Genomic DNA, 13668 nt, shown 5'->3' on the forward strand with positions numbered 1-13668 from the left:
ATGAGAGGTCTCCCAGAAAGAACAATCCCCACTCAGCGTACCGCTTCGTGGGGATCGGGCTGACCATCTCATTAGGGTCCGCCCACCAGGCTGGTCACCAGTCCGATCGGCAGCTCGGCCGGCACGACGGCCACGCGCGCCAGCCAATCAGCCAGCGTCAACGCCAGCGCGCCGCCCAGCACGCACGCGGGCAGCAGCCAGCGGTGGTTGGCGCCCAGCGTCATGCGCACCAGATGCGGCACGACCAGGCCCACGAAGCCGATGCCGCCGGTTGCGGCCACCAGCGGGCCCACGATCAGCGCGCACGCCAGCACCAGTTGCGCCCTGACCCGCTTGAGCGCATAGCCCAGGTGCTGCGCCTCACGTTCGCCCAGCAGCAACGCGTTCATCACCCGCCACTGGCGCATCAGCCACCAGGACATCGCCAGCACCCACGGCCCAAGAAAGGCCAGCAGCGTCCAGTTGGCGCCGGCCAGGCTGCCCATGGTCCAGAACGTGAGGTCGCGCAGTTGCGCGTCATTGGCCACGAACGTGAAGAGGCCGATCATCGCGCCCGCCACCGCGTTGATGGCGATGCCCGCCAGCAGCAGTCCCGCCATGCCGGGCACGCGCCGACCCAGCGTGTACGCGCAGAAGGTGGCGAGCAGACTGCCCGCAAAGGCCGCCGGCGCCAGCACCCAGAAGCCGCCCGCGGTCAGCACGATCGCGGCCACCGCGCCCAGCGATCCGCCCGCCGAAATGCCGATGAGGCCGGGCTCGGCCAGCGGATTGCGAAAGAGCGCCTGCATCGCCGCGCCTGAAATGGCCAGCGCGGCGCCCGCCACCATGGCAAACAGCACCCGCGGCAGCCGGATGTCGATCAGGACATTGCGCCACAGCGCATCGTCCGGCGCGGGATTGCCAAACAGCAGCGCGGGCATGTCGCGCAGCGGAATCTGCACTGCGCCGCTGGCGCTGGCGGCCAGTGCCACCCCCAACAGCACGGCGCCCAGCACGGCCAGCGCCAGCGGTGCCGAGACGCGCCTTGCGCTAGCGCCCCATGACACCGGCCGCCTCCCGCTTGAGTTCGGTCAGCGCCAGCGGCAGGCGCGGGCCCATGCCCAAGAGGAGCAGGTCGTCCATGACGATCACGCGCTTGCGCGCCGCGGCGGGCGTGGAAGCCAGGCCGGGCAGCGCCAGCAGCTTATCCACACCGCCGGACGCTTCCAGCGACGTCCGCGTCACCACGATGATCTCCGGCGCCAGCGCGCTGACGGCCTCGGCCGAGAGCGGCTTGTAGCCGTGCTGGTCCTTGAGCACATTGGCCAGGCCCGCCATCGTCATGACCTCGTTGGCCGCCGTGCCGCCCCCGGCGCCTTGCAGCGTGCCCGTGCGGTTGATGACCAGGATCGCGCGGGCGCCGGTAGCCGGAATCGCCTCGACCGCCTTCAGGTCGCGCGTGATCTCGGTCACCAGCGCGTCGCCGGCCGGGGCCACGTCCAGCGCCTCGGCGATGTTGCGGATGCGGGCCTTCAGCGAGTCCACAGACGGCGCGTCCGACACCGTGACGATGCGCACGCCGACGTCGCCCAGACGCTTGAGCGCATCGGGCGGGCCGGCCTGCTCGGACGCAAGGACCAGATCCGGCTTGAGCGCCAGCACGCCTTCCACCGGCACCGCGCGGTAATAGCCGACGCGCGGCAGCTTGGTCGCGGCCTCGGGGTACAGGCTGGACAGATCGTCCCCCACCAGCTTGCCGCCCTGCCCGAGTTGATACACGATCTCGGTCACACTGCCGCCCAGCGTCACCACCCGCGCCGCCACCCGTTCGGGCGGCGCCGCGTGCGCGCCCGCCGCCAGTAACCAGGCCGCCACTGCCAACCATTTCTTCATCGCTTTCGTTTCCTTATGCGCTCGGGGCTCAGACGGCCAGCGGCGCGCTGCACAGGCCGACCATCATTTCGCGCCATTGCGGGATTTCCGGCTGACCGGGCTTGCGTTCGCCAAAGAACTGCACGATCAGGTCGCCCGTGCTGGCATACACCTCCAGCGAGGTGACCCAACCGTCCGTCGTGGGCTTGTTGACCACCCACGTCGAGGCGATCGCGGTGGTGTCCAGGTGCAGGTTGAACCTGGGATCCAGCACGTTGAACCACGGCCCCGTGCGGCGCAGCGACTGCACCGGTCCGGAATGGATCTGGATCATGCCGCGGTTGCCCACGAAGCACATGATGCGCAGGCCCGATTCCGAGGCGGCCTGCAGCATGCGCTCGACGGCATCGGCCGGCACCGGCTGCGCCAGGTCTTCACCCGCCGCCGACAGCGCCGCCAGGCGCGACACCTTGAACTTGCGCAGGAGCGGGAAGAACTCGTGCGTGTCCTTCATGGCCAGCCAGGCCTCGCGCCACGCTTGGGCGTCCTCGACCTGCGCGGCGTCCGAAGGCGGCGCGTAGGTTTCCGTGACGGGCCACTGCGCCTGGCCCGCAAATCGCGCAACCAGCGCGTCCCACGCGGCGGCATCCGTGCCGTCGGTGCGGTAGACCTTGTGCACCGCCACGCCCGCGCCGTCGAAGAACTGCAGGCTGCGGCGGCCGTCCTGCTCGACCGACCAGGCCGACTTCCAGGCGGTAAAGAAAACGCGCAGGTCGATGTCCGGCCCCAGCACCAGGCCTACCGGACCGTCGGCCTGGATGTCCTCATACCGGCCGTGGCGCTCGTGCACACACCAGTCGTTGCGCGTCAGCGCCATGACCTCGCCCAGCGTGCCCAGCTCGCGGAAGATCTCCTGCGGCGTGCCAATGAGCGCCGTCGCCTGCACGCCGCCACAGCCCGCGGCCACCCATTCGGCCTCGGACACGCCCAGGGCTTGCGCCAGATTGCGGGCGCGCAGCCCGGGTTGCGAGGCGGCGAGCGCCTCGTTGCGAGCGCGCAGTGCTTGCGCGCGGGTGGTGAAATCGGTAGTCGTCATCGTAGGCCCTCCGGCCAGTGCAAAACACATTGCTGAAAACCGCCGCCGGGTCCGGTCAGCGCCGAATGGCGGCGGACCGAACTCAATATTGATACGTCAGCGAGACGCGCACGCTGCGTCCCGGTTCCGTGTACCAGTCCACCGGGCGCGGAATCGCGGTGGCGCCGGCGGTCGGCACGTTGATGGCCTCCCAGTACTTCTTGTCGAACAGGTTGAAAACGCCCGCCTGCACCTGCAAGCCCTTCACCGCGGCGGGACGCCAGTAGCCCATCAGGTCGACCACGCCGTAGCCCGGCGCCTTGAAGTCGGGATTGGGCGCGTCGGCCGACGCCTCGGGGTACTCGACCTTGTTGCGCTGCATCGCCGTGGTCAGCATGGCGTCCACGCCCCACACGTCGCGGCCATACCCCACGCCCAGCACCGCCTTCAGGGGCGCCACGGAATTCAGGTACTGCCCCGTGCCCTCGTCCTTGCCCACTGCCCACGCCAGCGATCCCCACGTGCGCCAGCCCGGCGCGAACTTCCAGTGCGCGCTTGCCTCTGCGCCGTAGATGCGGACCTTGGCGCGGTTGACGTTGCCCGTCACACCCAGCGGATACTGGCCTGCCCAGCCCGCCTGCCACTGCGGCGAACTGGCGTTGAGCGGCACGTCGCCATCGATGAAGTTCTGATAGCGATTATCAAAGAACGATACTGCACCGCCCAGGTCGTCGGACCCCATCTTGGCGCCCAACTCCCAGCCCTTGCTGGTCTCCGGTTTCAGGTACGGATTGCCCACGCGCAGATAGGTGCCCGGGCCGCCATAGTTGGTGTAGAGCTGCGTGGCGCTGGGCGCCTTGAAGCCGTAGGCGTACTGCGCATAGAGGCTGAGCTGCTCGGCCGCCCGCCAGGTGCCCAGCACCTTGGGCGAGAAGCGGCTGCCGCTGTTGCTGGGCGGCAGCGCGCCCGCGTTGGGATTGCTTTCGTAGCCGGCCGTGGACTGCGGCCGTTGCTCGTAATGGTCATAGCGCAAGGCGGGTGCCAGCGTATAGCGCCCGTCGGCAAAGCTGAACTCGTCCTGCACCCACAGCGCCCACTGGTCGCCCTTGGACTGCGGCACGTCGGCCTGGTTGGTGTGCAGCATGTCGCACGCACGCGGACCGAACGGCGCGGGTGTGCCCGGACGGATCACCGGGCAATTGTCATAGCCGCTGGAGTTCTGCTCGGTCTTGTTGCCGTACCACTCGCCGCCGAACGACCACAGTTGCGACACCGACGCGCCCGCGATGCGCTTGGTCAATTCCGTGCTGGCGCCAAAGAGCGTCTGCTGGATCGAGTTGCTGCGGCCATACGGCCCGTTGGGAAAGCCGTAGCGGAACGGATCGCCCGGAATAATGCGAGCACGCGCGTCGACGCCGCGGATGCCGGTGAGCGAGTTGTCCAGGCGCACGCGCTGCCAGTACACGACGGCGTGGGCCGTGTCGATGAGGCCGCCCGAGTCCGGCGCCGTGTACGTGTAGTCGAACGACACGCGCTCGCGTTCGGTTTCTTTGCGCGTGCTGTTTTCGCCGATGAGGTAGCTGGTGCCGGGGCCTTGCTCCCACGGGTTGTCGATGTCGGCATTGCGCTTGAAGTACTCGCCCGTCAGGCCGAACAGATGCGCGCCGTCCACGCGCTGCTGCAGCTTCAAAAGGAAGCTGCGCTGGTCGTAGTCTTCCGGGCTGGGCTTGCTGCGAGTGGCGCCGTAACCGCCGACGTCGCCGCGATTGTCCAGCTCGTGACCGTTGCGCACGCCCGCCTGCACCAGCCAGAACGTGTTGCTGTGGATCTGGCCGGCCAGCGCGGCGTTGGCGCCCCAGCTGTTATCGGCCGAGTCGTAGTCGGTCTTGGCAAGCGCCCCGAAGGTCTTGCCGTCGCTCAGCAAGTCCGCGGGGTTCAGCGTGTGCAGGTCGGCGATGCCCGAGATGGCGCCGGAGCCGCCGCCGGTCGCGTCCGCGCCGCGCACGATATCCAGGCGCGACAGGCTGTTGAAGTCCACGGCCTCCAGGCCGCCCTTCACGCCGCGCGCGCCGTCGTCCAGCCACGGCAGGCGGATGCCGTCCACGCGGGTCAGCACGCGGTCCTGGTCCAGGCCGCGGATGTTGATGCTGTTGGTCGTGCGATTGAAGTTCACGCCCGGTTCGGCGCGCCGGCCCAGGTCGGTCCAGTTCCGGATCTGCAGATCGTCCATGCGGCGGCGGTCGGTGCTGGTGTCCCAGGCCGGCGTGACGACGGCGGCCTCGCCGTCGATCCGCACCGGCGCAAGCTGCGTCACGCCGCCCTGCGGCAGCGCTTGCAACACGAAGACGCCCGCGCTGCGTTCCTGCACGCCCAATCCGCTGCCTGCCAGCAGACGCGAAAACCCCTCATGCACGGAATAGGCCCCCTGCAATCCCGCAGTGCGCCGTTGCCCCACCAGCGCCGCGTCGAACAGCACGGTCACGCCGGCGCTGTCCGCAAAACGCGGCAACGCATCCGCCAGCGCCCCGGCCGGGATGCTGTAGCCGCGCGTGCCGGCCTGCGCCGCCGCGGCCCCCTGCGCCTGCGCGGCGGACATCGGCAGCATCGCGGCGGATGCCGCGCACAAGGCCAGCGCCGCGTGCACGGCGGCGGTCAGACGGGTCAGCCGGCATTGCGCGCCTCGGGCTGAACGGGAGCCGCTTGCGCGGCCGGCGGGGTAGTAAGCCATGGTCGTCCTTTCGATCCAACAGGTATCGGCATCTGTGTGCCCATACAGACCATGACCCTCGTGAATTCAAAACCGGACAACAATGTGCGAAAAAATTTCGGTGCGCTGAAAATCGCGCCCGCCAACATGACGCGCGAGCGGCCTCTCATGTCTTCGCCCGGCCTCATGCCGCGGCGTCGCGCGGCAGGATCGTCACCCAATACGGCGTGCGGTAACGCACCTGCACGGGCAGGGTCGCGGGCAGCGCGGCGAGCACCGCATCGGTGTCGTGCAACTGGAAGGCGCCAGAAATGCGCAGGTGCGCGATGTCGGGATCGCAGCGCACGATGCCCTGGCGGTAACGGCCCAGTTCGGCCGCAAAGGCATCCAGCCGCAACGCGCTGGCGTACAGCACGCCGCGCAGCCAGTCGCTGGCGTGCGGGTCCGCGGGCGTGGCCACGGCCACGGACCCGGGCGACAACTGGCTCTGCTCGCCGGCCGACACGTCGACGTAATGCCCTGGCTGCCCGCTGCTGGCGACGCGCACGCGCCCTTCCTGCACGCTCAGCTGACAGCGTCCACCCTCCTGGCGCACGCAGAAGCGCGAGGCCTGGGCTTCGATATCGCCCAGCCGCGTGCGCACGATGAACGGGCGCGGATGGCTGGCGGGATCGGCCACCGCGTGCACGGCGATCTCGCCGCCGCGCAAGCGCAACAGCCGCGTCGCGTCGTCAAACAGCACGTCGACGGCGCTGGATGTGTTCAGATGCAGCGTCGACCCGTCGGCCAGCATCACGTCGCGCCGCTCGCCCGCGGCGCTACGGTAGTCCGCGCGCCAGTCCAGGGGATCGGCCCGCCATGCGGCCCAGCCTGCCGGCCCCGCCACGATCAGGGCGATCAGCGTCTTGACGGCGGCGCGGCGGGACTTCAGATCCGGTCGATTCAGCGCCGCCATGCCCAGCGCCGACGGAATCAGCCCGAAGCGCGCATTCACGCGTTGCGCCCGCTGCCAGGCATGTTCGTGCTCGGCCTTGCTGGCGCGCCATTGGGCGCAGGCATGGACGTCGGCGTCGGTGGCGCGTTCCGAGCTCAGGCGCAACAGCCAGCGCGCGGCCTCGCGCGCGACATTGCGTTCGACGGCAGGCAGCTCGCCCGCCGGATCGGCCTGCGCGCTCACATCACCGCCATGATGCATTGCTCAAGCCCCTTGGTGATGTAGCGGTGCACGGTGCGCAGCGACACATCGAGCCGGCTGGCGATCTCGGCGTGGCTCAGCCCCTCCAGCTGCGCCATCAGGAACGCCTGGCGGGCGGGCAGCGACAGGCCGGCCAGCATTTCTTCGATCTCCTGCAGCGTCTCCAGGATGATGAGACGCTGCTCCGCGGACGGCGCCAGCGCCTCGGGCATCAGCGCCAGCGCCTCCATGTACGCCTGCTCGACCGAGCGGCGGCGATGGTGGTTCAGCAGCAGGCGCTTGGCGATGGTGGTCAGGTAGGCGCGCGGTTCACGCAGCGCATCCAGTTCGTGCCGGTGGCGCAACACGCGCACGAACGTGTCCTGCGCAAGATCGGCGGCATCGAAGCTGTTGCCCAGTTTGGCGCGCAGCCAGCCATGCAGCCATCCGTGATGGGCGCGGTACAGCAGGTTGACGGCGTCGCCCGAGGCGAGCACGGAATTCGGCACGGATGGCTCCCTGACTCACAACTGCAAAAATCACAACTACAAATAGAAATCAATCTCATTCTAAAAGCAAAACCATGATCCAGGTCAAGTCCGCGCGCCGGCTTCGCGCCATATATCATCCCAACCACACGCGCCGCCTTCCGTGGCGCCGCTTTCTACAGGCTGATCCCCATGCTCTACGCCGTCCTGCAATTCGTCCACGTCATGGCCGTGATCCTTTGGGTGGGCGGCATGCTCTTTGCCCACTGTTTTCTGCGGCCGGCGGCCGCCAAGCTGGAGCCTCCCGTGCGGTTGCCGCTCATGGCGTCGGTGCTGGGGCCGTTTCTGAACGCCGTGCTGGGAGCCATTGTTCTGATTCTGGTGACGGGCGCCTGGATGATCGGCGCGTCGGCCAGCCAGGCCGCCCAGACCGGCGGCGCGTTCTTCATGCCCCGGAACTGGACGCTGATGGCCAGCGGCGGCATCGTGATGATCGCGATCTTCGGCCACATCCGCTTCGCGCTGTACAAGCGGCTGGCCGCGGCCGTGGCGGCGTCCGACTGGCCGGCGGGCGGCCGGGCGATGGCCGGCATCCGGCGCTGGGTGGGCGTGAACCTGCTGCTGGGCATCGCCATCGTGGGCGTCATGTTCCTGGGCTAGCGAAGGGGCGCGCCGCCCCCGGACCGATCGGACAATTGCCGGTTGCCATCGGAAATCTTGGCCTTGGTGCAATACGCCGTACATCCCCGTTGGCCACACTGCGGATGACTCTCGCGGGTCACGTCCACAACAACAGGGAGCACCCATGATCAAACGTGCATTGCATCTGGCCGCCATCGGCCTTCTCGCCACCACCGGCGCCGCCCACGCCGAGCCCATCGACAACAGCGCCCTCGCCCAACCCGGGTTCCGCGCGCACCAGGCCACCTACGGCGTGGTTTACCGCCTGCCGGCCGAGGTCAACGCCATCCTGGACGCCAAGGTCAACGGCACCCTCAAGCAGGACCTCATCGCGCTCGGCCTGAAGACCGAGGCCGACACGCCCAACCTGCCGCACGTGACCGTGGTCCACATCCATAACGCCGATCCGCAGACGCCCGCGCGCATGCTCAAGGCGCTGCCCAAGCCGCCCGGACCGCTGCCCGTGACCCTGAAGACCTTCTATCCCACCGAGGCCGCCAAGGGCGCGGGCCATCCGTGGTGGCTGGACCTGGGCGTGGTCAAGAGCGGCCAGGGCTTCGAGGACATGATGCGCTACAACACCGTGGCCACCGCCGCCCTTGCTCCCCTGCGCGACGGCCCGCTGCCGCGCGTGACGGGCCCGGTCTACGCCAAGATGAGCGACGCCGGCAAGGAGCTGGTCAAGACGCTGGGCGTAAGCGGCGTGAACACCGTGCAGGACGGCAAGGAAGTGCGCGCGCACAACCCGCACACCACGCTGGTCTACAGCATGACGCCCTACGACGCGCGCCTGCAGGAAGCCATGAAGGCCGAATCGGACAAGTTCAACGCCGTGCTGCCCGACGGCATCCAGACCACGTTCAAGGACGTCTCGATCGTGGAGATCGGCTTTGCCGGCAACGTCTTGCGTGAGATCTACCGCGTCAGCCTGGAGGACGGGTCGGTGCTGGACGTCGCGTCGGGCAAGCCGGTCCGCAACTAAGGCCGCGCAGGTAGGGCTGGCAAACGGCGTTGAAGGTCGGGGACGATCCGCGGCAGACTGTTCCCGCCTGCTGCCATTTCGTGGCAGTATTGCGCCGTCCGCCCCGCGCCCGCCCCCATGTCCCGCACTGAACGCCTCCTGGACCTGCTCCAGACCCTGCGCCGCCACCGCCTGCCCGTCAGCGGCCATCGGCTTGCGGCCGAAATGGGCGTCAGCCTGCGCACGCTGTATCGCGACATCGCCACCCTGCAATGCCAGGGCGCCGAGATCGAGGGAGAACCCGGCGTGGGCTACGTGCTGCGGCCCGGCTTCATGCTGCCGCCGCTGATGTTCAGTACCGAAGAGATCGAGGCGCTGGTGCTGGGCACGCGCTGGGTGGCCCGCCGCTCGGACGAGCGCCTGGGGCTGGCCGCCAGCAATGCGCTGGCCAAGATCGGCGCGGTGCTGCCGCAGGAATTGCGCGACGAGCTCGACGCCATCCCGCTGCTGGTCGCGCCCAGCGCCGTGGCTGTCACGGATCGCGTGGACGTGTCGCTGATCCGCCAGGCGATCCGCGGCGAACAGAAGCTGGAAATCACGTACCGCGATGACAAGGGAGCGGATTCCAACCGCATCATCTGGCCGTTCGCGCTGGGCTTTTTCGACAGCGTGCGGCTGGTGATGGCCTGGTGCGAATTGCGCGGGGACTTCCGGCATTTCCGCACCGACCGCATCGCGACGCTGACAGTTGCGGGCAGATATCCCAGGCGCCGCCACATCCTGCTCAAGGAGTGGCGCGCGCTCGACCACGAGGCCCGCAAGACTTGATATCGACTACTGCCAAAATCTGACAGTACCCCTGCCTATCATGAGCGCATCACCCCCCTGGAGCGCATCATGTCAGACACCAATTTCGTCATTCTGTATGTGGAAAAGCCGCAGGCCAGCGCCGCCTTCTACAGCGCGCTGCTGCAGCGCCCGCCCATCGAATCCTCGCCCACGTTCGCGCTGTTTGCGCTCGATTCCGGACTGATGCTGGGATTGTGGTCGCGCTACACCGTGGCGCCCCCGGCGGCCGGGCGCGGCGGCGCGTCCGAACTGGCATTCACCGTGGCGGATGCCGACGCGGTCAACCAGCGTCATGTGGACTGGAGCCTGCGCGGCCTGCCCATCCTGCAGGCGCCTACCGACATGGACTTTGGCCGCACCTTTGTGGCGTTGGATCCCGACGGCCACCGCCTGCGGGTATTCGCCCCCGCGCCGGAACCGGACGCCGTCCAGACAGCGCGTGCGGTGGCCACGGTTTGACGTCAATTTGACGGCTGTATTTGCGGCAAACGGCCGCGCCCGTGGGCGCGGCCGTCAATGATGCATCACGCACGCTGCCGGCGCGCGTTCATGGCCACCGCTTCGCCGCGCTTCTTGAACAGCAGATAATACGCCGCGGCCAGCAGCACAAGGAACGGCACGCCAAACACCAACGTCAGCTTGAAGACGCTGGTGAAGTACGTGGTCACCAGAATCGCCAGCATCGCCCCCGCGCCCAGCAGCGTCAGCACCGGAAATCCCGGCATGCGGAATGACAGCTTCGCGCCGCCCTCACGCACCCAGCGGCGGCGAAAGAAGTAATGCGTCACAAAGATCATCATCCAGGTAAAGAGCGCACCGAACATCGAGATGGCCATCATCAGCGTGAAGGCCGTTTCCGGATACAGCACATTCAACACCGTGGCGATGGCGATGCCGCTAGTGGACAGCAGCAACGCGTTCAGCGGCGTGCCGTTGCGGGACAGCCGGCCCATCGCCGACGGCGCGTGGCCCGCCCGCGACAAGCTGAACATCATGCGCGTGGTGATGTAGAGCTGGCTGTTCATGGCCGACAGCGCAGCCACCAGCACGATGAAATTGATGACGCCCGCCGCCCCCGGAATATCCAGCACCTGCATCACCTTCACGAAGGGGCTGCCGTCCTTGCCGGCTTCATTCCAGGGCACGATGGCCAGGATCAGCGCCAGCGTCAGCAGATAGAACACGACCAGCCGGACGATGGTGGCGCGAAACGCCTGCTTGACCGCACGTTCCGGGTCTTCGGCTTCGCCGGCCGCCACGGCGATCATCTCGACGCTCAGATAGCTGAAGATCGAGATCACGACCGCGATCCACATGCCCCACACGCCGTTCGGAAAAAACCCGCCATGCGCGGTGTAGTTCGCGGTGCCGTACTGCGGATCGCCCCAGACCACATAGGCGCCCAGGATGATGAAACCCACGATAGCGCTGATCTTGATGGTCGAGAACCAGTATTCGATCGTGCCGAACGCCTTGACGCTCAGGGCATTGATGAGGATGAGCGCCGCCGAAAATACGCAGACCCACTGCCATCCCGGCACACTGGGAAACCAGAAGGCCATGTACTTGGCCACCGCCGTGACCTCGGTGCCCACCGCCAGCACCACGCAGGACCAGTACGCATAACGCACCAAAAAGCCCGCAAGCGGGCCGATGTAGTGCTCGGCGTAAGCGCCGAACGAGCCGGACGTGGAATGCGCGACCGTCATTTCCGCCAGGCAGGCCATGAGCAGCAGCGTGATGACGCCGCCGATGGCATAGCTGATAAGCACGCTGGGACCGGCAAAGCCGATGGCGAATTTGCTGCCCAGGAACAGCCCTGTTCCGATGGCCCCGCCGATGGCGATCATGCTCATCTGGCCGGACGTCAGCCGGCGCTTGAGTCCCTGTTCGCGTTCGGCGATCTGGCCGAACCCCTTCTGTTGTTGCATTGTCTCCTCCTGTACTGCGCATTCTTGTTGGATGTACGGCCTCCGGGGCCGGCGCGATGAGGCCTGATTTCCGGCGATCAGGTCACGGCGGACCGCTGCTTGAACTCGGGCTTGTCCCATTCCCGGTTGTCCAGCACGTTCTTCAGGATGTCGACCGCGTCCCACACGTCGGCGTAGCCGAAATACAGCGGCGTCAGGCCGAAACGCAGGACCTCGGGCTCGCGGTAATCGCCGATCACGCCGCGCGCGATCAATGCCTGCATGACTTCAAAGCCGTTGGGATGGCGAAAGCTCACGTGGCTGCCGCGATCGGCATGCGTGCGCGGCGTCACCAGCGTCAGCGGGTGGCCGGCGCAACGCGATTCAACGAGGTCGATGAAAAGGTCGCCCAGCGCCAGCGACTTCTTGCGGACTTCGTCCATGCCGGCGGCGTGCGCCACGTCCAGGCCGCACTCGACCAGCGACAGCGACACGATTGGCTGCGTGCCGCACAGGTAGCGGCGGATGCCGCCCGCGGGCTCATAGGCCACGGCCATGTCAAAGGGGCGGCTGTGTCCCCACCAGCCGGACAGCGGCTGCCAGAAATCCTTGGTGTGCCGTGGCGCAACCCAGATGAAGGCGGGCGAACCGGGGCCGCCGTTCAGGTACTTGTACGTGCAGCCCACCGCGAAGTCGGCGTTGGCGCCATTCAGGTCGACGGGCACCGCGCCGGCCGCATGCGCCAGGTCCCAGATGGCCAGCGCGCCGCGCTCGTGCGCCTTCGCCGTCACGGCGGCCATGTCGTGCATCTGGCCGCTGCGGTAATTGACGTGGGACAGCAGCATGACGGCGACGGAATCGTCCAGCGCCTTGTCCAGAGGCAGGTCGTCGTCAATCAGGCGCATTTCGTAGCCCTGCTGCAGCAGGTCGATCATGCCCTGGATCATGTAGAGGTCGGTGGGGAAGTTGTCGCGCTCGGACAGGATGACGCGGCGCGCGGGTTGTTTGTGCTGCTGGATGCGCAGCGCGGCGGCCAGCGCCTTGAAGATGTTGAGCGACGTGGTGTCGGTGACGACCAGTTCGCCCTCGCGCGCGCCCAGCAGGCGGCCCAGCTTGTCGCCCAGGCGCGCCGGCAGGTCGAACCACCCCGCCGTGTTCCAGCTGCGGATGAGGCCGTTGCCCCATTCGTCCGCGATGACCTGCGCGGCGCGGGCGGCGGCGGTCTTGGGCAGGACGCCCAGGGAATTGCCGTCCATGTAGAGAACGCCGGGCGGCAGATCGAATTGTTCTTTCACGCGGGCCAGGGGGTCCTGGCGATCGGCGTTGACGCAGGCTTCACGAGTGTTCATGTTCCGTTCCTTCCAACTGGATTCGGGATACATGCTATCAGCGCACTCGGTCCGAAAAATTGCAAAATCGGTCGTGACTTACCCGAATTTTCCGCATTAAATTGCATTCACCATCATTTTTTTGAACTGGATTGCGCCATGCAGATCGACGCCATAGACCAGCGCATACTTGCCCGCCTGCAGGAGGACGGACACCTCAGCAATCAGGACCTGGCCGAACAGGTGGCGCTGTCGCCGTCCGCCTGTCTGCGCCGCGTGCGCGCGCTTGAAGAAGCCGGGCTCATCCGCGGCTACCGCGCGGTGCTGGACGCCGAAAAACTGGGCTTCGAGCTGGAGGCCATCGTCCATGTGTCGCTGGACCAGTCGCGCGCCGGCTGGCACGAGGAATTCATGGCGGGCATCGCGCTGCACGACGAGATCACCGAAGCCTGCATCGTCACGGGCGCGTCCAACTACATCCTGACCGTGCGCACGCGCAACCTGGCTGCGTTTTCGAATTTTGTCGAAGACAAGCTCAGCAAGATCCCGGGCATGCGCGATCTGTGCTCGCACATCGTCATGCGCAAGGTGAAGAACCGCGAAGGCATGCTGCCGCTGGCGGCTTGGCGATAGCCGCTTCCGTC

General features: G+C 67.4%; 13 protein-coding genes. 5 read left to right on the forward strand and 8 right to left on the reverse strand.

Annotated elements, in window-relative coordinates; translation table 11 throughout:
- Positions 1–71: 71 nt before the first annotated feature.
- The 6 genes from KVT32_RS25910 to KVT32_RS25935 form a co-directional block, all read right to left on the reverse strand.
- Positions 72–980 carry an iron ABC transporter permease gene (locus KVT32_RS25910; RefSeq protein ID WP_217619043.1) on the reverse strand — a complete coding sequence of 303 codons (909 nt, stop codon included), beginning with the start codon at positions 978–980 and terminating at the stop codon, positions 72–74.
- 49 nt (positions 981–1029) lie between these two features.
- Positions 1030–1872 (reverse strand): hemin ABC transporter substrate-binding protein, encoded by an 843-nt coding sequence (locus KVT32_RS25915; RefSeq protein WP_217619037.1) that lies wholly within the window; start codon positions 1870–1872, stop codon positions 1030–1032.
- 28 nt (positions 1873–1900) lie between these two features.
- On the reverse strand, positions 1901–2947 hold the full coding sequence (locus KVT32_RS25920) for a hemin-degrading factor (protein WP_217619038.1): 1047 nt from the start codon (positions 2945–2947) through the stop codon (positions 1901–1903).
- Between the two features lie 82 nt (positions 2948–3029).
- Positions 3030–5654 carry a TonB-dependent receptor gene (locus tag KVT32_RS25925; RefSeq protein ID WP_217619039.1) on the reverse strand — a complete coding sequence of 875 codons (2625 nt, stop codon included), beginning with the start codon at positions 5652–5654 and terminating at the stop codon, positions 3030–3032.
- 163 nt (positions 5655–5817) lie between these two features.
- Positions 5818–6828 (reverse strand): FecR domain-containing protein, encoded by a 1011-nt coding sequence (locus KVT32_RS25930; RefSeq protein WP_152382360.1) that lies wholly within the window; start codon positions 6826–6828, stop codon positions 5818–5820.
- Positions 6807–7316 (reverse strand): sigma-70 family RNA polymerase sigma factor, encoded by a 510-nt coding sequence (locus KVT32_RS25935; RefSeq protein ID WP_062838694.1) that lies wholly within the window; start codon positions 7314–7316, stop codon positions 6807–6809. Before KVT32_RS25935 ends, KVT32_RS25930 begins: the two co-directional genes overlap by 22 nt.
- A gap of 171 nt (positions 7317–7487) precedes the next feature.
- Here KVT32_RS25935 and KVT32_RS25940 point away from each other — a divergent pair, with 171 nt between their 5' ends.
- The 4 genes from KVT32_RS25940 (at position 7488) to KVT32_RS25955 (ending at position 10245) form a co-directional block, all read left to right on the forward strand.
- Positions 7488–7955, forward strand: coding sequence for a CopD family protein (locus KVT32_RS25940; protein WP_056326403.1), 468 nt, complete (start codon positions 7488–7490; stop codon positions 7953–7955).
- 145 nt (positions 7956–8100) lie between these two features.
- Positions 8101–8958 carry a hypothetical protein gene (locus KVT32_RS25945; RefSeq protein WP_152382361.1) on the forward strand — a complete coding sequence of 286 codons (858 nt, stop codon included), beginning with the start codon at positions 8101–8103 and terminating at the stop codon, positions 8956–8958.
- A 117-nt stretch (positions 8959–9075) separates the two neighbouring features.
- Positions 9076–9765 carry a YafY family protein gene (locus KVT32_RS25950; protein WP_152382362.1) on the forward strand — a complete coding sequence of 230 codons (690 nt, stop codon included), beginning with the start codon at positions 9076–9078 and terminating at the stop codon, positions 9763–9765.
- Positions 9766–9834: 69 nt separating this feature from the next.
- Positions 9835–10245: a VOC family protein gene (locus KVT32_RS25955; RefSeq protein ID WP_175155163.1), complete on the forward strand. Its 411-nt coding sequence runs from the start codon at positions 9835–9837 to the stop codon at positions 10243–10245.
- A 65-nt stretch (positions 10246–10310) separates the two neighbouring features.
- Here the strand turns inward: KVT32_RS25955 and KVT32_RS25960 are convergent, their stop codons facing one another.
- Both KVT32_RS25960 and kynU read right to left on the reverse strand, forming a co-directional pair.
- Positions 10311–11717 (reverse strand): amino acid permease, encoded by a 1407-nt coding sequence (locus tag KVT32_RS25960; protein ID WP_108696615.1) that lies wholly within the window; start codon positions 11715–11717, stop codon positions 10311–10313.
- Between the two features lie 77 nt (positions 11718–11794).
- Complete coding sequence (gene kynU / locus KVT32_RS25965; protein WP_152382364.1) at positions 11795–13045, reverse strand: kynureninase; 1251 nt, start codon at positions 13043–13045, stop codon at positions 11795–11797.
- Between the two features lie 138 nt (positions 13046–13183).
- Between kynU and KVT32_RS25970 the strand changes: the two genes are divergently transcribed.
- Entirely contained in the window at positions 13184–13657 is a 474-nt protein-coding gene (locus KVT32_RS25970; protein ID WP_152382365.1) for an Lrp/AsnC family transcriptional regulator, read from the forward strand.
- Positions 13658–13668 lie beyond the last annotated feature (11 nt).

Source organism: Achromobacter sp. GbtcB20, assembly GCF_019091095.1.
Classification (GTDB): domain Bacteria; phylum Pseudomonadota; class Gammaproteobacteria; order Burkholderiales; family Burkholderiaceae_B; genus Achromobacter; species Achromobacter mucicolens.